The organism is Pseudomonas sp. TWR1-1-4, assembly GCF_049897165.1.
In the GTDB taxonomy this organism is placed as follows: Bacteria; Pseudomonadota; Gammaproteobacteria; order Pseudomonadales; family Pseudomonadaceae; genus Aquipseudomonas; species Aquipseudomonas canadensis.
Genome location: NZ_JAFCVS010000002.1, coordinates 683,744 through 705,134 on the forward strand (window position 1 = coordinate 683,744; position 21,391 = coordinate 705,134).

The following is a 21,391-nucleotide window of genomic DNA, read 5'->3' on the forward strand; positions in this document are numbered from 1 at the left end:
TAACGGCTGCTATGGGTTCCGCCCTTACGGCGGCTCACTTTTGAAAAGCCGGAATGCCGGCCCAGTCAAAAGTAAGCAAAACGCTCTTGCCCCAACACTCGGCACCTCGCCTAGGCTCGGTGTGCCCGTAATCCGACAGTGATTTGGGGGGCCGCCGCCCCGCGCCATCCATGGCGCGGGGCGGCTAAGATCAAAATCAAAAGCAAAAGCACAGCGGCCTGACAGCCGGCTTGAGTGGTGTAGAGCAAAGGCAAAGGGCAACGCGGTCCACTGTAGGAGCCGGCTTGCCGGCGATGGTCTTCAACGATGACGCGGGGAACCAGACAAAACGCGGCGGTCTCACGTTTTTCGCCGGCAAGAACTAGGCGTCCCCCCGGCTCCTACAAGGAACCGCGTATCCACGATGCGAAGCGAGTCGCTCTTGATCTTGATCTGAGGCGCCCCGTCAAACACGCTGGCCGAACGCAGGCTTTGGAGCGTGGGTAACCCGGCAGGACGCCGGGTTAGCCGCGCTGGGCCAAGGATGGCCCATCGCGGCGGCCCACGCTCCAAAGCCGGAGTGAGGGCACACCGAGCCTAAGCGAGGTGCCGAGTGTTGGGGCAAGAGCCTTTTGGTTACTTTTGGGCTCTTTTCAAAAGTGACCCGCCGTAAGGGCGGAACCAATACCCGCCATCACCCAAACAACGGATATGCCCCCAATCAAAACGCCAACTTATAACCAATGGCCATCAACATAACCGCCAAGCAAGGCCGCAACACGCCATCAGGCAGTTTGCCCGTCATATGGCTACCCACATAGATCCCCGGCAACGACCCCATCAACAAAAACCCCAACAAATGCCAGTCCATATTCCCCATGCTGGCATGCCCCAACCCCGCCACCAGGGTCAACGGCACCGCATGCGCAATCTCAGTCCCCACCAACCGCCGCGTCGCCAGAAACGGATACAAAATAAACAACGCCACCGTCCCCAACGCACCCGCACCAATGGACGTCAGCGCCACCATGGTTCCGAGGATTGCCCCCGTCACCACCGTCAACACATTCAAATTGCGCGGGCTCATGTGATAGCTGTCTCCCGCATGCCGCTGGGCAAACGCCAACAAGCTCTTCTTGAACAGAATCGCCAGGGCCGTCAACAGCAACACCACCCCAAGCGCCTGCTTGATCACCGCATTCATCACACTGGGATCAGTATGCAGGCTGGCCAGAAACCACAAGGTCAACAGCACCGCAGGCACGCTGCCCAGGGTCAGCCAGCCAGTAATGGTCCAATCGATATTCTTGTTCTTGCTATGCACCAGCACGCCACCGGATTTGGTGATGGCGGCATACAACAGGTCAGTGCCCACGGCGGTGGCCGGGTTGATACCGAACCACAACAGGATCGGGGTCATCAGCGACCCCCCACCCACACCGGTCATGCCCACGATAAAACCAACGATCAGGCCCGCCACCACAAAACCAAAATTACCCACATCCATTCCAGCTACCTGCGGCCTTATAAATTTCTGGCCGCAGGATAGCGATTTTTCTTATAACGACTTATATCAATATGATCTGACTTTATGCCTTTTAGCTCAGTCGATGACAGACATACGCTTGGGTTTGATACGGAAACGCCACGGTGTCGCGCCCCTTCAGTGAAGGATGCGTGTCGATCAGTGCCTGCAGTTGCGCGGCCACCACAGCCTTGGACGCCTCCGGCAGCGCAGCAATAAAGCTCACGGAGAGAAAGCGATCCATGATCACCTCCTGAGGGCTGCCCACATGACTGTAGGGAAAACAGGTCATTTCAGGCTCGGAAAAATACTCGCCAGTGAAGGCCTCACGCCAACGCCCCGTATGAAAACGCGGCGTATCCCCCTCGTACGGAGTAATGATGTCAGTGATGGCGGCGACCCAATCCACCGACTCATCCCGCACATTCCACACCAGGCCCAGTCGGCCGCCGGGCTTGAGCACGCGATGGATTTCCGCCAGCGCGGCCTCGGTGGAGAACCAGTGGAACGCCTGGGCACACACCACCGCGTCAGCGCTGGCGGCCGGCAGCGGGATGGATTCAGCCGTGCCATTGACCAGGCGCACATCGGGCAGCAGCTTGGTCAACTGCGCGCCCATCGCCGCCACCGGCTCGACGGCAATCAAGGTCGGCGCCAAGGTGCTGAGCAAGCGGGTGAATTTGCCAGTGCCGGCGCCCAGATCGATCACACTGGATAGCGCGTCGATGTGCAGTGTGTCGGCGAGCCAGCCCGTAAGTTGTCTTGGATAATCCGGCCGACCTTGGGCGTAGGTGACGGCCTGGGTCGAAAAACCCTGTTGAGCAGACGTGTGAACACCAGTCATTGCCAATCTCTCCTCGGGTAAAGCGGGGGCACAGTGTGCGCCCTCTCACCTTTATTTTCTAATCGCTGCATCCAATCGCGCAGGCCCTGGGTAGTCCTTTCAGAACCCCCGCTGTTTGACTGAAATGGAGAAGTACCCATGAACGCTAAAGCACTGTTCTGCCTCACCGCCCTGCTCGCTGCCACCCCCGCAGCGTTCGCCCAGACCGGCTTGCCCGACAGCATCAAGGTGCCGGACGGCCATAAGGTGGCGATGGAAACCACCGGCGTCGGCGAAATCACCTACGAGTGCCGCGACAAAGCCAACGCCGTCGGCCAGACCGAGTGGACCTTCGTCGGGCCCAAGGCCGTGTTGAATGACCGCAGCGGCAAGCAAGTCGGTACTTACTTCGGCCCGCCGGCCACCTGGCAGGCCAAGGACGGTTCGAAAATCACCGGCACCCAATTGGCCGTGGCGCCATCCGGTGCGGGCAACTTGCCGTATCAATTGGTCAAGGCCAACCCCGCTGAAGGCAAAGGCGCGATGAGCGGCGTGAGTTACATCCAGCGCGTGGCCCTCAAGGGCGGCGTGGCGCCGAGCAGCGAGTGCACCGCAGCCAACAAAGGCAAGCAGGAAGTGGTGAAGTACCAGGCGGATTACATTTTCTGGGCGGCCAACTGAGTAAAGTCGTCTACGCTGCCCCCCATGCCGATCATTGGGGGGTAGCCATCCGTGTTTGATTACGAAGCCTGTCTGCAGGCTTGCGCCCGTGGCGATCAACGCGCCTTGCGCCAGCTGTATGAGCAGGAAAGCAGCCATCTGCTCGGCGTGGCGTTGCGCATCGCCAGGGACAAATCCCTGGCCGAAGATATTGTGCATGATGCGTTTATCAAGATCTGGCGAGGCGCCGGCAGTTTTGACCCCAGTCGCGGCTCGGCCCGTGGCTGGGTGTTCAGCGTGACCCGGCACCTGGCGCTCAACGTGGTGCGTAACCATTACCGCGAAGTGCCTTTGGGCGACGAACACGAGCAAGTCGCCGCAACCGAAACCTTTGAATTCAGCGCGCGCTCGGGACAGGTCCACACCTGCCTGGAGCAACTCGACCCGGCCCGTCGCACGTGCATCCTGCATGCCTATGTCGACGGTTATTCCCACAGTGAAATCGCCCAGAAACTCGACACCCCGTTGGGGACCGTCAAGGCCTGGATCAAACGTAGCCTCGCCGCGCTGCGGGAGTGCATGGCATGAACGACCCACTGGACGAACTGGCCAGCGAATACGTGCTGGGCACCTTGCCCGGCGAACAACGCGCCGACGTCGAACAACGCCTCAAGCACGATGCCGAACTACGCGCTGCAGTGGACGCCTGGGAGCAACGCCTGTTGCCGCTGACCGCCTTGGCGGAACCCGTACCGCCCTCCTCTGAGCTGTGGCGGCGTATCGAACGTAACATCGCCACTGCCCGCACGCACTGGTGGGACCTGCTGGCCGTGTGGCGCGGCCTGGCCGGTGCCGGGCTTTTGACCACGCTGGTACTGGCCGGGTTGCTACTGACCCGCCCGCCCACTGCCGACCCAAGCTTCGTGGTCGTGCTGGTCGCGCCGCAAAGCCAGGCACCGGGCTGGGTAATCCAGGCCAGTCATGATCAGCAGATTCAGCTGATCCCGTTGGGCGTGATGGAAGTGCCGTCCGACAAGGCCCTGCAGTTCTGGACCAAGGGCGACGGCTGGCAAGGGCCAGTGTCCCTCGGCCTGGTCAAACCGGGCCAGACGCTGTCGGTGCCGCTGGACAAGCTGCCGCCGCTCACGCAAAACCAGCTGTTCGAACTGACCCTGGAAGACCCGCGTGGCTCGCCGACCGGCAAACCCACAGGGCCGATCCAGGCGATCGGCCGCGCGGTGAAGGTGCTCTGATCAGGCGACGGTGGGCAACCACACGCGAAACCGCGCACCACCCAGCGGTGAAGCCAACGCCGTCAGGCTGCCGCCCTGCGCTTCCAGGGCGCGCCGGCTGATGGCCAGGCCCAGGCCGAAACCACCCGTGGCGCGGTCGCGGCTGCGGTCCAGGCGGTAGAACGGTTCGAAGATGCGCTCGCGCTGGTCCACAGGGATGCCGATCCCGTCGTCGTCCACCCAGATTTCACAGCCCTTGGCACACACTTTCACGCCGACCTGGATACGCTTGTCGCAGTAACGCGTGGCATTGCGCAATAGGTTCTGCAACGCGCGGGCGGTGAGGCGTGGGTCGAGGCTGAAGCGCTCCACGGCGCAGTCGAGCGCCACGTCGATGACGATCTCGGGGTTTTCCAATTCGTCATCGACGCTGCCGAGCACGCTGTCGATGAATTCATCGAGGACCACTTCGACCCGCTCCGGCAACTGCGCCGGGTTTTGCAGGCGGCTGTAGGACAGCAACTCCAGCACCAGCTCATCCAGCTCGCGGATATGCGCCACCAGGCTTTGCAGACGTTCGCGACTGGCTTCGGGCAAGTCTTCGGACAATGCCAGGGCCAGGCCGAAATCCAGGCGCGTCAGCGGCGTGCGCAGTTCGTGGGAGACCGCATTGAGCAGGTCGCGTTGCTGGTTGAGCAGGTGTTCGATGTCGTCGGCCATGGTGTCGAACACCGTGGCCAGGCTGCCGATGTTGGAGCTTGGGGGAATGTGTGTGCGTTCGCTCAGATTGCCCTTGCCTAATTGGGCTGCGGTGTTTTTCAGGCGTTCCAGATCACGCCAGTGGGGGCGCAGCCACATCAGCAGACAGGCCAGTAACGCAGCCACGATCAACACATTGATCGCCCAGTACAGTGCGTTCATGTCGAGTGGGTCGGGCGGTATGGTCAGCTTGACTGCGAACTGCTCGTTGACCGGCGAGCTGATTTCGCTCATCCAGCCCCACTCCCCCAAGCGCACGACCGACTTGCCCTGCTCCAGCAGTTGTTCTTCCGCCGGGGTGTAACTGGCGTCCTGGCGCAGCAGTAATTGCACTTTCAGCGGTGCAAAATCGCGCCCCAGTTGCTCGGTCACCTGTGACCAGCGCTCTACCGGCGCCCGCAGGTATTGCTTGACGATCAGTTTCTGCTGGCCGCGGGTCTGCTCGATGTTGTAGTTCATGTAGCGGTGTTCGAACAGCTGGATCACCAGCGAGGGAATCAGGTAGATCGCCAGACTGTAGGTGACGATGGTGATCAGGTAGAGCCGCAGCAGTACTCTGAACATGGCTCAGCATTCCCACTCGGAACGGCTGAAGAGGTAGCCCTTGCCCCACACCGTCTTGATCTTGCGCGCTTCACCGGCATTGTCGTCGAACTTGCGGCGCAGCTTGGAGATGGCCACATCCACCGAGCGGTCGGTGCCATTGAACTCGATACCGCGCAGGCGTTGCAGGATCTGGTCACGGCTGAGGACTTCGCCGGCATGCCGGGCGAGCACCACCAACAGGTTATATTCGCCGCTGGACAACTCCACCGGCTGCTCGCGCCAGGTCACCGTGCGCTCCGACAGGTCGATGCACAGGTTGCCCATGATGATCTGATCATTGGCCACCTGGGGTTCGGACAGACTGCTGCGCCTTAACAACGTACGCACCCGCGCCAGCAATACCCGTGGCTCACAGGGTTTGGTCACGTAGTCGTCGGCGCCCATTTCCAGGCCCAGCACCTGGTCGTGGCTGTCATCGCGGGCGGTGAGCATCAGGATCGGCAGCCCTGCCGAGTCGGCGCGTAGCAGGCGGCAGACTTGCAGGCCGTCGAGGCCTGGCAGCATCAGGTCGAGGATCACCAGGTCCGGCGGGTTCAGGCGCGCGCGTTCACGGACGTGGTCACCACGGCTGAGCACGCTGACGTGGTAGCCATTGCGTTCCAGGTAGCTGGCAATCAGCTCGGAGAGTGCGGCGTCGTCTTCCACCAGGAGGATGTTGGGCATTAAGGTGTTTCCAAAAAATACATGGTCGTACATAAATCCAATGTGGGAGCGGGCTTGCTCGCGAAAGCGGTGGTTCAGTTAACAGATTTGTTGGCTGATACGCCGCCTTCGCGAGCAAGCCCGCTCCCACATTTGATCTCCAGTGTTTGCAGGATCGTGCAAGGATATACGCCCTCTGCCGACTATGGGTCGCACCTTACATTTCTTCACAGACGAGCTACACAGCTTCACAGCACCACGGCGCAGGTGACTTTAGGATGCGCCAGTCAATATTGGGATAAGAGCATGTCGAAGAATCTGTTTGCGCCATTTTGCCTGCTGGCCCTCACCCTGGCCCTGAGCGCATGTGGCGACTCCGCCGCCGAAGCGCCGCAAATGCCCCTGGCCAAAGTGCGCGTCGAAACCCTTGAAGCAAAGCCCCTGGCCATTACCAGCGAATTGAGCGGGCGTATTGCCGCACCGCGCATCGCCGAAGTGCGTGCACGGGTTGCAGGCGTGGTGATGCAACGGGTGTTCAAGGAAGGCCATGACGTGAAACAGGGCGACGTGCTGTTTCGCATCGACCCCGCGCCGTTCAAGGCCGACCTCGACAGCGCCCAGGCCAACCTGAGCAAGGCCGAGGCCGATGCCTTCAAGGCGCGCCTGCAGGAACAGCGCTACAGCCAATTGGTGGAAGGCAATGCCATCAGCGGCCAGGACTACGATAACGCCCGCGCCGCCGTGCGCCAGACTAACGCCGAAGTCGCCGCCAACAAGGCTGCCGTCGAACGCTCCCGCTTGAACCTGGGCTACGCCACCGTGACTGCGCCGATTTCCGGTCGCATTGGTCGCGCATTGGTCACCGAAGGCGCACTGGTCGGCCAGAACGAGGCCACGCCGCTGGCGCTAATCCAGCAACTGGACCCGATCCACGCCGACCTGACCCAGTCCACCCGCGAGCTGAACGACCTGCGCCGCGCCTTCCGTGCCGGCAGTTTGAAGCAGGTCGGCCAGGACCAGGCCAAGGCCACGCTGATCGAGGACGACGGCAGCCTCTACCCGCTGCCGGGCAAGTTACTGTTCGCCGAGATCAGCGTCGACCCCGGCACCGGGCAGATCATCCTGCGCAGCGAGTTCCCCAACCCGGACCTTGACTTGCTGCCCGGCAGTTTTGTGCGTGTGCGCCTGGAACAGGCTGTCGACAAGCAAGGTATCAGCGTGCCGCAACGCGCCATCACCCGTGACAGCGCCGGTATCCCGATGGTGTTGCTGCTGGACGCCGAGCAGACCGTGAGCCAGCAGCCGGTAGAACTGGGTGCAGTGATCAATGACCGCTGGATCGTCAGCAGTGGCCTCAAGCCCGGTGACCGCATCATCGTCGAAGGCCTGCAACACGCGCGCCCCGGTGAAAAAGTTGAAGTGGACGACAGCCCGCTCGTAAAGGAATAACCCGCCATGCCGCAGTTCTTTATTGACCGCCCGATCTTCGCCTGGGTGGTCGCCCTGTTTATCCTGCTGGCCGGCCTGCTGGCAATCCCGCAATTGCCGGTGGCGCAGTACCCCAACGTGGCTCCGCCGAAAGTCGAGATCTATGCGGTGTACCCCGGTGCGTCGGCGCAGACCCTGGATGAAAGCGTGGTGAGCCTGATCGAGCAGGAGCTCAACGGCGCCGATCACCTGCTGTATTTCGAGTCCCAGAGCAGCCTGGGTTCGGCCACCATCACCGCCACCTTCCAGCCGGGCACCAACCCGGAAATGGCCCAGGTGGACGTGCAGAACCGCCTCAAAGCGGTCGAGCCGCGCCTGCCGCAAGCGGTGACCCAGCAAGGCTTGCAGGTGGAGAAAGTCTCCGCCGGTTTCCTGCTGCTGGTAACCCTCACCTCCAACGACGGCAAGCTCGATGACGTGGCGCTGAGTGATTACCTGGCGCGCAACGTGATGAACGAACTCAAGCGTCTCGACGGTGTGGGCAAAGCTCAGCTGTATGGTGCCGAGCGCGCCATGCGCATCTGGATCGACCCGCAGAAATTGATCGGCTTCAACCTGACGCCGGCCGACGTGAACGCCGCGATCAGCGCGCAGAACGCCCAGGTCTCGGCGGGCAGCATCGGTGATTTGCCGGGCACCAACACCCAGGAAATCACCGCCGCGATCCTGGTCAAGGGCCAGCTTTCAACGCCAGCCGAATTTGCCGACATCGTGCTCAAGGCCAACCCCGACGGCTCGACCGTGCGCATCGGCGATGTGGCGCGGGTGGAAGTCGGCAGCCAGGAATACCAGTTCTCCACCCGCCTGAACGGCAAGCCGTCCACCGCCGTCAGCGTGCAGTTGTCGCCCGGCGCCAATGCGCTGAGCACCGCCACCCTGGTGCGGGCAAAGATGGACGAGCTGTCGCGCTACTTCCCGGCCAACGTGGAGTACAAGATCCCGTATGACACCTCGCCGTTCGTCAAGGTCTCGATCACCAAGGTGGTCTACACCCTGCTCGAAGCGATGGCACTGGTGTTTGCGGTGATGTTCCTGTTCCTGCAGAACGTGCGCTACACCTTGATCCCGACGCTGGTGGTGCCGATTGCCCTGATGGGCACTTTTGCCACCATGCTGTTGCTGGGCTTCTCGATCAACGTACTGACCATGTTCGGCATGGTACTGGCCATCGGCATCCTGGTGGACGACGCCATTGTGGTGGTGGAGAACGTCGAACGCATCATGGCCACCGAGGGTCTGTCGCCCAAGGAAGCGACGAAAAAAGCCATGGGCCAGATCACCGGGGCCATCATCGGCATTACCCTGGTGCTGGTGGCGGTGTTCCTGCCGATGGCGTTCATGGCCGGTTCCGTGGGGGTTATCTACCAGCAGTTCTCGTTGTCGATGGCCACCTCGATCCTGTTCTCGGCATTCCTCGCCCTGACCTTGACCCCGGCCCTGTGCGCCACCTTGCTCAAGCCGATCGCCAAAGGCGAACACCATGCCAAGGGCGGTTTCTTTGGCTGGTTCAACCAGCGCTTTGAAAGCCTCACCGACCGTTATGAAGGCTGGGTGGCGTATGCCCTCAAGCGCAGCGGGCGTTACCTGTTGATCTACCTGGTGCTGCTGGTGGGCCTGGGCTGGATGTTCAGCCGCCTGCCTTCCTCCTTCCTGCCGGTGGAAGACCAGGGCTACACCATCACCGACATCCAGTTGCCACCGGGTGCGAGCAAGAACCGCACGGTGCACGTGGCCGAGCAGATCGAAGCGCACAACGCCGAGGAACCTGGGGTGGGTGACACCACCATGATCATGGGCTTCAGTTTCTCCGGTTCAGGGCAGAACGCCGCGCTGGCGTTTACCACGCTCAAGGATTGGTCGCAACGCAGCAGCGATGATTCGGCCTCGTCGATTGCCGACCGCGCCAACATGGCCTTCAGCGAGCTCAAGGACGCGGTTGCCTACGCGATCCTGCCGCCGCCGGTGGACGGCCTGGGCACGTCCAGCGGCTTCGAGTTCCGCCTGCAAGACCGGGGTGGCGTCGGCCATGCCGCACTGATGGCGGCGCGTACTGAATTGCTGGCCGCCGCCGAGAAAAGCCCGATCCTGGCCAACGTGCGCGAAAGCGCCCTGGCCGAAGCACCGCAAGTGCAGCTGGAAGTGGACCGCAAGCAGGCCAACGCACTGGGCGTGTCCTTTGCGGACGTGGGCAACGTGCTGTCCTCGGCCATCGGTTCGGCCTATATCAACGACTTTCCCAACCAGGGCCGCATGCAGCGGGTGGTGGTGCAGGCCGAGGGCGACCAACGCAGCCAGGTGGCGGACTTGATGAAAATCAACGTGCGCAACAACGCTGGCAAGATGGTGCCGCTGTCGTCCTTTGTCGAAGCCAAATGGACCCAGGGCCCGACCCAGCTGACGCGCTATAACGGCTACCCGGCCATCGCGATTTCCGGCGAAGCGGCACCGGGACACAGCACTGGTGAGGCGATGGAGGAGATCCAGCGCCTGGTCAGCCAGTTGCCGGCAGGTTTGGGCCAGGAGTGGACCGGTTTGTCGTTGCAGGAACGTCTGTCCGGCGCTCAAGCACCCTTGCTGTTGGGCTTGTCGCTGCTGATCGTGTTTCTGTGCCTGGCGGCGCTGTATGAAAGCTGGTCGATCCCGACCTCGGTGTTGCTGGTGGTGCCGCTCGGTGTGCTCGGCGCGGTCGTCGCGGTGGGCTTACGTGGCATGCCCAACGATGTGTTCTTCAAGGTCGGCCTGATCACCATCATCGGCCTGTCGGCGAAGAACGCGATCCTGATCATCGAGTTCGCCAAGGACCTGTATGACCAGGGTGAAGACCTGGTCACCGCCACCTTGAAAGCCGCACGCTTGCGTCTGCGACCGATCATCATGACGTCCCTGGCGTTCATCCTCGGCGTGGTGCCGTTGGCGATTGCCACGGGCGCCAGTTCCGCCAGCCAGCAAGCGATTGGCACGGGGGTGATTGGCGGCATGATCACGGCAACGCTGGCGGTGGTGTTTGTGCCGGTGTTCTTTGTGGTCGTGATGAAGTTGGTGCGTAAACGCCACAAAACAGACTGATCAACGCCCCACCGTAGGAGCTGGCTTGCCAGCGACGCAGACACCTCGGTCTTTCAGACACACCGAGTCGATGCGATCGCTGGCAAGCCAGCTCCTACAAGGGTTATGGTGTTCACATACAACTGCCTGTGAGCCTCCATGCCCTTCCTCGCCCGCACCCACCCTCGCCTCTCCGCTGCTGCCGTGTTCGGGATTACCTTGGGCATCCTGGCGCCGGCCGACAGCCTCATCAGCAAAATCCTCATAGGTTGGAACGCCGGGGTTTGGACCTACCTGGTGCTGATGCTGTGGCTGACCCGCCGCGCCAAAGCCGAAGACGTCAAACGCATCGCCGAGATCGAAGATGAAAATGCCGGCCTGGTGCTGTTCACGGTGTGCATCGCCGCCCTCGCCAGCCTGGCGACCATCACCTTCGAACTGGTGGGCAGCAAAGACCTGGCCACCTCGGAACGCCTGCTGCACTACGGTTTCACCGGGCTGACGGTCATCGGTTCGTGGTTGCTGATCGGAGTGATCTTCAGCGTGCATTACGCGCGCCTTTATTACACCTGGGACGGCAAGGAGCCGGCGCTGCGTTTTGCCGAGGGCCTGACGACGCCCAACTACTGGGACTTCCTGTATTTCTCGTTCACCATCGGCGTGGCGGTGCAGACTTCGGATGTGGGTGTGGCCACGCGAAGCATGCGCAAGGTGGTGCTGGGGCAGTCGTTGATCGGGTTTCTGTTCAATACAGCGATCCTGGGATTCTCGATCAATATTGCGGCAGGGCTCTTCGGCTAAGCGATACCCCCTCGTGCTGAGCACTTGCTTAAGCCTAAAAGAAATAAAGAACCGATCTATCGAACTGTCATATCTGACAGTAGATTTATTCAAGAAAACGCGTCTAATTGAAACCCAGGTACGTTGGCTGATTCGAGGACAGTTGTCGATAAAGCCAGGCACCGTTCAGTGTTTTGACCTATTCATCAAAGATGGAGACGCAATCATGCCAGCACAAACTGCAACGCTGACTCCCCGCCAACAGAGCGTATTGTACCCCTGGCCACTTAAGGCAGAGGGAACCTTCTCTGTGTTCCTGGATGGCCAGGCAATCGACATCCAAACCATCACTATTGTGAATGACCCCTCCCAACACATTCTGCGTATTACCGGGCGCAACACCGTGGGCCAGGATACAGTGCGGGAAATCGACATTGAGTTTGCGGATCACACGCCGCCCGGCACGACGTTCAATTTGGCGCAGAGTGAATTCACCCCCACCAGAATTTGGCTATCGGTCAAGACAGCGACCGAATCCTACGCTGTTCGCGGCATGACCGGCACCTTGTCCATTCAACAAATCTCCCCGCAGCTTATCAAGGTACAAGGCGCCGCCGTTGCTCGCACCGATACCGACCCGAACGGACAGGAACACGACTTGATCATTAACTTCAACATTCACACCTGAACCAGCAAACAAAAAAGCCCGTATCTAGCGATACGGGCTTTTTCCTGATCGGGATTTACCAGGTGTAACGAACACCCACGTTGGCACCCCAAGGCTGTTCAACTTTGCCGCCGCTGCTGTGTTCAAGGTCAGCATGCAGTTGCAGGTTCTTCGACAGCTTCACCGCCACCCCCGCACCGAACTCGGCACGCGAGCCAGATAGGTCGTTGTTGAATACATTGTTGTTCACCGACACCTTATTGTTGTTGGCAAACTCGTGCACCATTGCCGCCCGCAGGTAGGGCTGGACCACGCTGCCACTGTCGAGTTGGATATCACGCCCAACCGTTGCACCGGCCTTGGCCATGATCGAGCGAGTACGCTCACCCTTGGCTTGCAGGCCATTGTCCAGGTTGTAATTGGCACCCTGGATCACCACGGTCGACACCTGGGCATACGGCTCAACAAAGAAGCCGTCATCGAGCTTGATGTTGCGACCGAACTCAGCCGACAAACCTCCACCGGTGTTGTTGTACTTGCCTTTCGACGTGGTGCCATCGCTCAAACCGACCTTGGACTCGTTGTGGAACCGGTTGACCTTGGCGACCGCATCGAAATACAGGCCACTCTCCTCGTCCAGCCAGGTGGCATAAGCGCCCAGGTAGTAGCTTTTCACGTTACCGGACGTACCGCGTTTGAGGTTCAGGTCAGATGTGCTGTGACCGGCCATCACACCCACCAACCACTGGCTATCGGCCAGCGGCATGTCGGCGCCCAGGGTAAAGCCCTGTTGGGTCTGGTCGTAGCCTACGCCCGTGCTGTCAGACACTTTGTATTTGTTGCCATAACCGCGTATCCACAGACCCGACTGGCCCGGTTCGAAGCGCAATTCACCCATACGGGTACGCAGTGAAGTTGCCTCGCCGTACCACACGGTAGGTGCAGTATTGAACAGCGCCATTACCGAACGCGTGCCAGGGCTGATTACGCGATTGTTCGGGTCAAGGAACCAGTCGGTCCCTTCCTTTTTCAAGCTGTAAGAGTAGGCACCTACGTCGACCACATCGCCCACCAGGGAGAAATGGGCGTCGCCGCCACCGGTGTGCACGATGCGAATGTCTTCGGGGTTGACCGGCTCCGCACCGCTGGCAGCGAGCAACAGGCTGTGATTGCCCTTGGCCTCACCTTCGATGTTAAGAAAGTCCGTGATACCACGGGCAAAATCGGTGCCCATGACAAAGGTGCCGTTGCCTTCCAGGGTGTCCAGGTCCAACTGATAAAACGCATCAGTGGCACCAAACTTCACCGTGCCACCAGCCAGGTTCAAGGCGCCCACCTGGCTGTCGCCGGTCAACTCCCAAAACGATGCATCGCCCACGTTCAGGCTGGTGACATTTTTCAACTGGCCGGTAAGGCCGGCATTGTTCTGCAGGCTCAAATGCGCGGTGCTGCCATCCTCGACAATCACATTGCCGTTCAAACGACTGTTATCGATATTCATATTGGCGGTCGCGCCACCGTTCACTTCCAACAGCGTGCCGTTACCACCGGTCAAGGTCGAACCATTGCGTACGTCGATGTCGACCGTCGGAACACGACCCGGCCTGCCTTCTACAAGAATCGCGGAACCCGTGCGGCCTTCGACATGCGAGTTGTCCAGCACCAGCTTGCCGGTTTCAGCGCTGTTCAACAGGTTCGTCATGAGTACACCGTTCTTGCCACCGATCAATGTACTTTGGCTGGCGGTTACGAGCGCGCCGCTGTCCAGTCGAACGCCGGCACTGTCGGCACCGGTGCCTTCAACCCAGGTATTTTGGTTGAAATGCAGCTCGCTGTTACCTTGCGCAAGCGCACCGGCAGTAGCGCCTTTGATGACACTGCTGAACACTTCAGCAACCCCACCCTTAAGCGAACCGGCACTCTGGAACGCCTGCAAGCCAAAATTGGTATGGCTGATCAGGGTGCTGCCGGTGATGGTTGCGGTGCTGTCATCCAGGCGTACGGCGCCAAACGACGGGTTGCTCGACTCCACATGTGCACCAGTGAGACTGACAGTCGAGCCTTGCGTAGCGCGGATATCATTCACTCGACTGCCGGCGTTCACGATCAACGCCGAATCATTGGCCAGGATACTCTGTGCAGCGGCGCCATTAAGGGTCAGTTCGGACTTATGATCCAGTTGCCAGTCTTTGGACGTTTCACTGGCGTCAATGGTCTTTTGTTCGCCAATCAAATGATCGGCGTGGGCAGCCCCATGAACAGCTGCAAACATAAGCAGGGTCATGGTCGGGACTTTGATAATCGCGCTCAGGGGCTTGAGCTTGAAGTGGGCTGGTACGTGCATGGTCGTTCACTCTCTGGGGGTAGAGCCGATGAAAACGGTTTGGCTCGTTCCCAAGGAATGGAGCCTTACCTGTGCGGCGCAGAGAGTACGGATAAAGCATCCCAATCTATGTAGGATTTATCTTATTAAGGCGAGTGAACCGGCAGCGGTCAGGGCAGGGGGAAATACTTGCGCAAAGCAAAAAAGGGGAGCTGCGCTCCCCTATTCTTTTCAGGCTTGATCAAGGTGAGGGAATATTGGTCCCATCGCAGAAGTAGTGGGTGTTCGCCAGCGTGCTACGTATATCCGATGGCTCACCATGGCCGGTCACTCCATTGCTCAAAACCGTCTCATAGGTCGCCACGCACGTCCCCCTCGGGGCCTGAGCCAGGTAAGGCTGGTAGTCAATTTCGAACGTGATCCCGTTGTCGATGTCGGCTTGGCTCAAGCTCGGGTGAGTAAGCGTCAACGGGAACGGCCCGGCTGGCAGGCCGGCGTAGGTATTGTGAAGGCTCAACGTCAATGTCAGTGGCACACCGACGGCCATGCGTGTATCGCCTGGCACATGAACCTTACCAAACAGCACGGGCGGAGTGCCGGGCGACCGAGTCTCCAAGTCCGAACAGAACCAACGACCCGCAGTCGTAACCACATACTGTGCTTTCGCCAACTCCACGACGACGGCGCCCTGCACATCGACCGTGGTGGGTGGCGACTCGTTTTCGTTGGTTGTCGCCGGGTCGAGGACCAGATACTTGATGGTCTTCATGTCGTTGCCATGACGGGCGACTACGTCCCAGTCAATAAAGAACGAGATCGGATTGGCCGTCGCGCTGACAGGGAACGGTCCGACCCGCTCATCCTCCCAGAGGAAGATGATCGACTGTCCCGGATGCGGCAACTCTGCAACGGTCCACGGCGCGATGTCCACGCGTACCGGTTGATTAGCATGGGCAGGCAGCAATACGTCCGGAGTCGTCGAGCCAGCACCGAATACGTGGGCCTGGTTAAGGTTGGGGTTGGGTGAACCCGGCTCCCCAGGGTTGACGGGACCGCCTACCGACAAATCGAGCATGAACGTGTGAATGAACGAAGGGAAAAAAGTACCATTGCGGGAAATCCGATACTGTACGGTCGTCGGCTGTGGCCCAATGGCCTGGGTATAAGCGGCACGGAATTCAGCCTGCAAATTACCGAATTTCTGCGGGAACGTTGTGAATGGCATTCCCAGACCGTTGTAACCCCGGCCACCAATATTCACTTCCAGCCGATCAAGCAAGGGGGCGTGATTGTTATACGTCCTGACCCATACTTCAGGGTTAAGCAGGTAATCCTTGATATCAATCAAGTTGTCTGTTTCACCAGGATCGGGTACAGGTGCCAGCGGTAAATGCGGGGTTCCGCGTTCCGGATCGTCGATCAAGGCAACGCGCCGAGTTTCGACGAACGAAGGGCGACTGACGTTACCCGCCCGGTCTGTGAGGGTGTAGAACGCGTAGTAGTCCCCACTCAAATCAATCATTGCTGCCGGTAGGAAAAACGTATTGCCTGTCTCCAGCATTGGAATCCCACCGAGGGGGCTGACGATGTCCGCTGGGCGCGGGAACATCACCGGGCTCCAGTAGAAGGTAATGAAGTCACCGGCCTGCCACCTGCCTGGGACAGGCACGAAGGTGTTATCGGGAATACCGAACTGCACCCCGCCATGCATGACCAAATATGCGTTGTCGATCACCGCACCTACGGGAAGCGTTGCGGGCCATCCTACTGCATCGGGCTGATCACGAAAGGTGGCATCGGAATAGGGCGAAAGCAGGTCAACGGTAAAATTACCAGGGTCCGAGGGTTCTCCCATCGCTGCCGGTACACCACCGATGTTGAGGTATTGAACGCTACGTAGCAGATAGAAACCATGCCGGAAACCACCTGCTGGCGCGCGTACGGTGATATTGAACCTATCAGGGATAGGGAAAGCAGGGTCCGTACTCATTTGCATCGGCGGTGTCACAGCAACCCAGACCTTTATCGGTTGCGAATCGTCCGCCATTTCGACTTGGATAAAATCATCGTAATCTGAAATGTCGCCAGTTTTGCATCGTACAGTGAGGTCGGCCGTCGCATTACGGGCCAAAATCGTCCCGGTGGCATCATCCAATGCCCCCACAATAGTGGGAGCGGCTGGGGCTGCCCGGGGGGTCAGTGGCACATTCGGATTGCTGCTCATTTTTGATGATCTCCACGTTCGTCCAATATAGGTTTCTTACAAAAAACCACTCATCCGCCGGGCTGCGTTCGACCTCCGACCTCAAGTGCCAACGAACTCATTTCCCGGCAATACCTCTCCCTACCGCTTCATATGCGGCATAGCCAAAACACTAAATGCTTGCAATGAAATCCGCCTCGGTGCCCCGATAGCGCTAAACACACAGGAGGCTGTGCGTGTGCGCCCCGGGGTCAGGGCTCGGGCGCATTGCCGTCAATCCAGCAATAGCGAGTGGGTGGCGCCGACGACACTACGCGGTCAAACCGTGCGAACCGGGAGGCAGACCGGCCAATCAATCCCCCCCCCCTGTACACCCTGTAATTCGCCTCCCCCCCCGCATTTTCCTTGAGCGGGCGGATCAAACGTTCTACATCGAGAATCCAGAAGGAGTAACCCAAGGCGTCTGCCACCCCGTCCCAAATGTGACTTTGTGTATCGACGATGTCAGGACGTGGATTCACATCGGGGGCCTGGCCGTATCCCTGAAAGTGCATCACGACCAAGTCCCCGTGTTGGATACCCGTGCCCGGGCCTGTATTCGGGTCAATGCGAATTTCGACGCCGAACCAGATTTTGGGTGTGCAGGCGCACGTCATAAATCTGTTCGGGTTCGCTATCGGTTCGGAGTCAGCCTGCGGAAAGCGCGGCCGCATATAAGTCGGGGCGGGCAGCCCCGCTCGCAGCGCGGCCTGCGCTACCAGGGAAAACTCTGGGTTGAGATTACCGGCGCGATCGCGCAGCCGGTAGAAGCAAAAAATAAAAGCAGCACCCGGGAAATTCTGGAACACCGTATTGGGGACATTCACGAATATTTGCCCAGTAGCACTGATCAGCGGCGGGGAAACCACAGCGGGAGCACCGGTCGGTAATGTGTTCATATCCGAAAAATACATCAGTATTTCATCACCAATCTCACGTCCCAGATAACCCCCGGGAACTTCCATGGGCACCAGTGGCGTCATGCCCAAGTAAGCGTCAGTGATCGGATCAACCGGAAAAATGGCGGGTGGCAGCGGCCCTCCCACCCCAGGCGCATCGCGGTCTATTCTGAGCAGCGTGGGCAAAGAAGTATCGAAATTTGGTGAGGTTGGCGAGTCGAGATGGATTCGAAAAGAGAGATCGACAATCGCACTTCTCAGCAGGAAAGCCTGGGGAATTTCAAATGGATAAGGAAAGTCCCCAGCGGTGAGTGGGCCATCCAGTCGCAAGGCCGGTAGCACGTCGACGGGTGCGGCGCTGTGGTCATCCCATACGGGTACGACGTAATGAGTCTCGCCAGCTTCGGGCAGAAAGGTCCATGGAGTAACGATTTCGCACTCCAGATCGTTGAAATAGTACTGCGCAGGCACTAATCCATCTGGCAGCGCGCGAACCACCCGGGGGCCATCAAAAGCCAGGACGGCCTCAGAACCAGCAGCACCCTTACCCGCCTGTGATTTTTTGGGCTTTGATTTTATCGATTTTGGCTTGCTCATGCCGCCCTCCAATGGACCCAACATCCAACACGCTTAATGCGGTAATGCCGTTAACTTGAAGCCGATTGAACACCCGAAACGCCCGCCCGGATACTGTCAGAACTAACAGGTGCAATTGCCACCCGTCGGACTCATCAACCTGAACACGGTGTCATCCTGCGAATTTCCTCTTGACTGCAAGCAATGGCTGGTGTCTTCTGAAACCGGTTTCAGTGCAATCCGAATTCCAATAAGAAAGGCTCCACCGTGACTTCATTTTCCGCCGCCCAACGCAGCCGCGTGACCATGCTCGACGTGGCCCAACACGCCGGCGTGTCCAAAGCCAGCGTGTCGCGCTTTATCGGCGACGACCGCGCCCTGCTCTCCGATGCCATTGCCCTGCGCATCGAGCAAGCCATCGAACAACTCGGCTACCGCCCCAACCAGATGGCCCGTGGCCTGAAACGTGGGCGCACGCGCCTGATCGGCATGTTGGTGGCCGATATCCGCAACCCCTATTCCATTGCCGTGATGCACGGTGTCGAAACCGCTTGCCGTCAACACGGCTACAGCCTGGTGGTGTGCAACACCGACCGTGATGACGAGCAAGAACGCCAGCACTTGGCAGCGCTGCGTTCGTACAACATCGAAGGGTTGATCGTGAACACCCTCGGCCATCACCTTGACCAACTGCTGGAACTGCAACGGGAAATGCCCCTGGTGCTGGTGGACCGCAAGGTCGAACCGCTGCACAGCGACCTGGTCGGCCTGGACAACCCGGCGGCAGTGCGTATGGCGGTGGAGCACCTGGAGCAACAGGGTTATCGCGATGTGCTAATGGTGAGTGAAGCCACCGATGGCACTAGTTCGCGCCTGGAGCGCCTGAACAGTTTCAAGGCTGAAATCGCTAGCCGCCCGGCATTGACCGGCGCTGTGTTGGAGTTGGATGAAACGCTGCAAAAACACCTGAAAACCTTTCTCGCAAAACCTGGCCCCAAGGCGCTGTTCTGCGCCAACGGTGTCGCGGCGTTGGCCTGCACCCGCGCACTGAAAACCCTCGGTTGCAACTTGTTCGATGACATCGGCCTGATCGCCCTGGATGACCTGGAGTGGTATCCGCTGGTAGGCACGGGCATCACCGCCCTCGCCCAGCCCACCGAAGCCATCGGCGCCAGCGCATTCGACTGCCTGCTCAAGCGCTTGCGCGGCGATACCGAGCCGACACGCACCCTGGACTTCCTGCCCCAACTGATCATCCGAGGCTCCACAACCCCCTTGTAGGAGCCGGCTTGCCGGCGATGGGGTTCTTGAGGCAAGCGTCCATTTCAAGGACGCTATCGCCGGCAAGCCGGCTCCTACAGATGTTGGTTTACGTATAAAAATGAAACCGGTTTCAGAGGTAAACAACAATGCATAAATACCCCGTCTCCATCAGCCTTTCCAGCTACGGCGCCGAGCTGGTACGTCAGCAGGGCCAGCTTAGTTTCGTCGAAGTCCTCGCCGCCGCCGGCGCCCAGTGCATTGAATGGCGCGAAGAGCTTTTAACGGACGAACAGCCCACCGAACTGGCCCAGGCAGCAGCGCAACAGCATTTGAAGTCGGTGTTCTCATCGCCTTTGGAACTGTGGGTCGCCGGCCGTGCCCAAGCGAATGCCGAACTCGCGGCCACCCTGGATCGGGCGCAGGCGTTTGGCTCACGCTGGCTGAAAGTCTCCCTCGGCTACTTCACCGACACCAACGACCTGGAAAGCCTGCACGCCCTGCTCAACCGCCACCCGGTCCGCCTGCTGGTAGAGAACGACCAGACCCTGCACGGTGGCCGCATCGAACCCATGCAGCGCTTTTTCACCGAAGTGGAACGCCTGGGCCTGCCGGTTAAGATGACCTTCGACATCGGCAACTGGCAGTGGCAAGACCAATCCGCCCTCACCGCCGCGCGCCTGCTGGGCCGGCATGTGGATTACCTGCACTGCAAGGCGGTGGCGCGGCGTGCCGACGGCAAGCTGGTCGCCCTGCCGCCTGGCGCCACCGACCTGCATCTGTGGGAACAACTGCTCAAGCACATGACTCCAGGTATTAACCGGGCCGTGGAATTCCCGCTGCAAGGCGATGACCTGGTCGCGGTCACTGCGCAGCAGGTCGCCACCCTCACCCTGCTGGGCCAACCTCGTTCGGAGCATGCGCATGTCTGAGATCGATATCCTCTCGTTTGGTGAAACCATGGCGATGTTTGTCGCCGAACAGACCGGCGATTTGGCCCAGGTGGCTCAGTTCCATAAACGGATCGCGGGTGCCGACAGCAATGTCGCCATCGGCTTGTCGCGCCTGGGTTTCAACGTCGCCTGGCTGAGCCGAGTGGGCAATGATTCGCTCGGGCGCTTTGTGGTCGACACCTTGACCCAGGAGGGCCTGGATTGCCGGCATGTGGCGGTCGATCCGGCACACCCCACCGGTTTTCAATTCAAGTCTCGTGAAGAAGCGGGCGATGATCCCCAGGTGGAGTACTTCCGCAAGGGTTCGGCGGCCAGTCAGTTGTCTATCGCCGCCATCAGCCCTGCCCTGCTGCAAGCCCGCCATCTGCATGCCACCGGCATTCCGCCCGCATTGTCCGAGGCGACGCGCGAGTTGTCCGTCGAGCTGATGACCCAGATGCGCAAGGCCGGGCGCAGCGTGTCGTTCGACCCCAACCTGCGCCCGTCGTTGTGGGCCAGCCAACAGACAATGATCCGCGAAATCAACGCACTCGCCGGCCTGGCCGACTGGGTCTTTCCAGGCTTGGGCGAAGGCCGCCTGCTCACCGGTTTCGATGACCCGGCCGACATCGCCGCGTTCTACCTCGACCAGGGCGCCGAAGCCGTGGCGATCAAGCTCGGCCCGGATGGCGCCTACTACCGCACCCAGATGGACCAGGGCTTTGTCGCCGCCGTGCGGGTGGAAAAAGTCGTGGATACGGTCGGTGCCGGCGACGGTTTTGCCGTGGGCATGATCAGCGCCCTGCTGGAAAACCTCAGCTTCCCCGAGGCGGTACAGCGCGGTAACTGGATCGGCAGTCGCGCCGTGCAAAGCCGTGGCGATATGGAAGGCCTGCCCACCCGTTCAGAGTTACCGATCCGATCCGTTGCCTAACCCACTACCTGTTGCCACA

The 21,391-nt window shown here is 60.0% G+C and carries 17 protein-coding genes; 10 read left to right on the top strand and 7 right to left on the bottom strand.

Translation table 11 applies throughout. The features are described 5' to 3' along the window. Positions 1–700 precede the first annotated feature (700 nt). Both ACP7C6_RS07865 and ACP7C6_RS07870 read right to left on the bottom strand, forming a co-directional pair. Positions 701–1,486 carry a sulfite exporter TauE/SafE family protein gene (locus ACP7C6_RS07865; RefSeq protein WP_095015948.1) on the bottom strand — a complete coding sequence of 262 codons (786 nt, stop codon included), beginning with the start codon at positions 1,484–1,486 and terminating at the stop codon, positions 701–703. 91 nt (positions 1,487–1,577) lie between these two features. Next, entirely contained in the window at positions 1,578–2,348 is a 771-nt protein-coding gene (locus ACP7C6_RS07870) for a class I SAM-dependent methyltransferase (RefSeq protein ID WP_426108574.1), read from the bottom strand. A 138-nt stretch (positions 2,349–2,486) separates the two neighbouring features. Between ACP7C6_RS07870 and ACP7C6_RS07875 the strand changes: the two genes are divergently transcribed. From ACP7C6_RS07875 to ACP7C6_RS07885, 3 genes are read left to right on the top strand one after another with little or no spacing between them, the layout of a single operon-like run. Then, the gene (locus tag ACP7C6_RS07875) at positions 2,487–3,008 is read left to right on the top strand and encodes a DUF3455 domain-containing protein (RefSeq protein WP_028615926.1); all 522 of its coding nucleotides are present in this window, start codon (positions 2,487–2,489) and stop codon (positions 3,006–3,008) included. A 51-nt stretch (positions 3,009–3,059) separates the two neighbouring features. After that, the gene (locus ACP7C6_RS07880) at positions 3,060–3,575 is read left to right on the top strand and encodes a sigma-70 family RNA polymerase sigma factor (protein ID WP_122726188.1); all 516 of its coding nucleotides are present in this window, start codon (positions 3,060–3,062) and stop codon (positions 3,573–3,575) included. Beyond that, on the top strand, positions 3,572–4,240 hold the full coding sequence (locus tag ACP7C6_RS07885; protein WP_028615924.1) for an anti-sigma factor: 669 nt from the start codon (positions 3,572–3,574) through the stop codon (positions 4,238–4,240). Before ACP7C6_RS07880 ends, ACP7C6_RS07885 begins: the two co-directional genes overlap by 4 nt. Here ACP7C6_RS07885 and ACP7C6_RS07890 read toward each other — a convergent pair whose 3' ends face one another. Further along, positions 4,241–5,542, bottom strand: a complete 1,302-nt coding sequence (locus tag ACP7C6_RS07890; RefSeq protein ID WP_426108575.1) for an ATP-binding protein — start codon at positions 5,540–5,542, stop codon at positions 4,241–4,243. 3 nt (positions 5,543–5,545) lie between these two features. Next, the gene (locus ACP7C6_RS07895) at positions 5,546–6,247 is read right to left on the bottom strand and encodes a response regulator transcription factor (protein WP_010210801.1); all 702 of its coding nucleotides are present in this window, start codon (positions 6,245–6,247) and stop codon (positions 5,546–5,548) included. A gap of 285 nt (positions 6,248–6,532) precedes the next feature. Between ACP7C6_RS07895 and ACP7C6_RS07900 the strand changes: the two genes are divergently transcribed. From ACP7C6_RS07900 to ACP7C6_RS07915, 4 genes are all read left to right on the top strand, one after another. Further along, on the top strand, positions 6,533–7,675 hold the full coding sequence (locus ACP7C6_RS07900; RefSeq protein WP_426108576.1) for an efflux RND transporter periplasmic adaptor subunit: 1,143 nt from the start codon (positions 6,533–6,535) through the stop codon (positions 7,673–7,675). 6 nt (positions 7,676–7,681) lie between these two features. Next, a complete protein-coding gene (locus ACP7C6_RS07905) occupies positions 7,682–10,780 on the top strand; it encodes an efflux RND transporter permease subunit (protein WP_028615922.1) in 3,099 nt (1,032 codons plus the stop codon). Positions 10,781–10,918: 138 nt separating this feature from the next. Further along, positions 10,919–11,560 (top strand): DUF1345 domain-containing protein, encoded by a 642-nt coding sequence (locus ACP7C6_RS07910; protein ID WP_028615921.1) that lies wholly within the window; start codon positions 10,919–10,921, stop codon positions 11,558–11,560. Between the two features lie 205 nt (positions 11,561–11,765). Beyond that, on the top strand, positions 11,766–12,227 hold the full coding sequence (locus tag ACP7C6_RS07915) for a hypothetical protein (RefSeq protein WP_426108577.1): 462 nt from the start codon (positions 11,766–11,768) through the stop codon (positions 12,225–12,227). Positions 12,228–12,282: 55 nt separating this feature from the next. On the opposite strand, the gene ACP7C6_RS07920 is transcribed toward ACP7C6_RS07915, so the two are convergent. The 3 genes from ACP7C6_RS07920 to ACP7C6_RS07930 all read right to left on the bottom strand — a co-directional run bounded on the left by ACP7C6_RS07920 (position 12,283) and on the right by ACP7C6_RS07930 (position 18,267). Then, positions 12,283–14,550: an autotransporter outer membrane beta-barrel domain-containing protein gene (locus tag ACP7C6_RS07920; RefSeq protein WP_426108578.1), complete on the bottom strand. Its 2,268-nt coding sequence runs from the start codon at positions 14,548–14,550 to the stop codon at positions 12,283–12,285. Between the two features lie 220 nt (positions 14,551–14,770). After that, positions 14,771–16,753 (bottom strand): hypothetical protein, encoded by a 1,983-nt coding sequence (locus tag ACP7C6_RS07925; protein ID WP_426108579.1) that lies wholly within the window; start codon positions 16,751–16,753, stop codon positions 14,771–14,773. A 230-nt stretch (positions 16,754–16,983) separates the two neighbouring features. Further along, on the bottom strand, positions 16,984–18,267 hold the full coding sequence (locus ACP7C6_RS07930) for a hypothetical protein (protein WP_426108580.1): 1,284 nt from the start codon (positions 18,265–18,267) through the stop codon (positions 16,984–16,986). Between the two features lie 246 nt (positions 18,268–18,513). Between ACP7C6_RS07930 and ACP7C6_RS07935 the strand changes: the two genes are divergently transcribed. The 3 genes from ACP7C6_RS07935 to ACP7C6_RS07945 all read left to right on the top strand — a co-directional run bounded on the left by ACP7C6_RS07935 (position 18,514) and on the right by ACP7C6_RS07945 (position 21,372). Next, complete coding sequence (locus ACP7C6_RS07935; RefSeq protein ID WP_122685342.1) at positions 18,514–19,527, top strand: LacI family DNA-binding transcriptional regulator; 1,014 nt, start codon at positions 18,514–18,516, stop codon at positions 19,525–19,527. Positions 19,528–19,655: 128 nt separating this feature from the next. Further along, entirely contained in the window at positions 19,656–20,438 is a 783-nt protein-coding gene (locus ACP7C6_RS07940) for a sugar phosphate isomerase/epimerase family protein (protein WP_028615915.1), read from the top strand. Then, positions 20,431–21,372, top strand: coding sequence for a sugar kinase (locus tag ACP7C6_RS07945; RefSeq protein WP_028615914.1), 942 nt, complete (start codon positions 20,431–20,433; stop codon positions 21,370–21,372). The genes ACP7C6_RS07940 and ACP7C6_RS07945 overlap by 8 nt, the downstream gene beginning before the upstream one ends. The last annotated feature ends 19 nt before the right edge of the window (positions 21,373–21,391 follow it).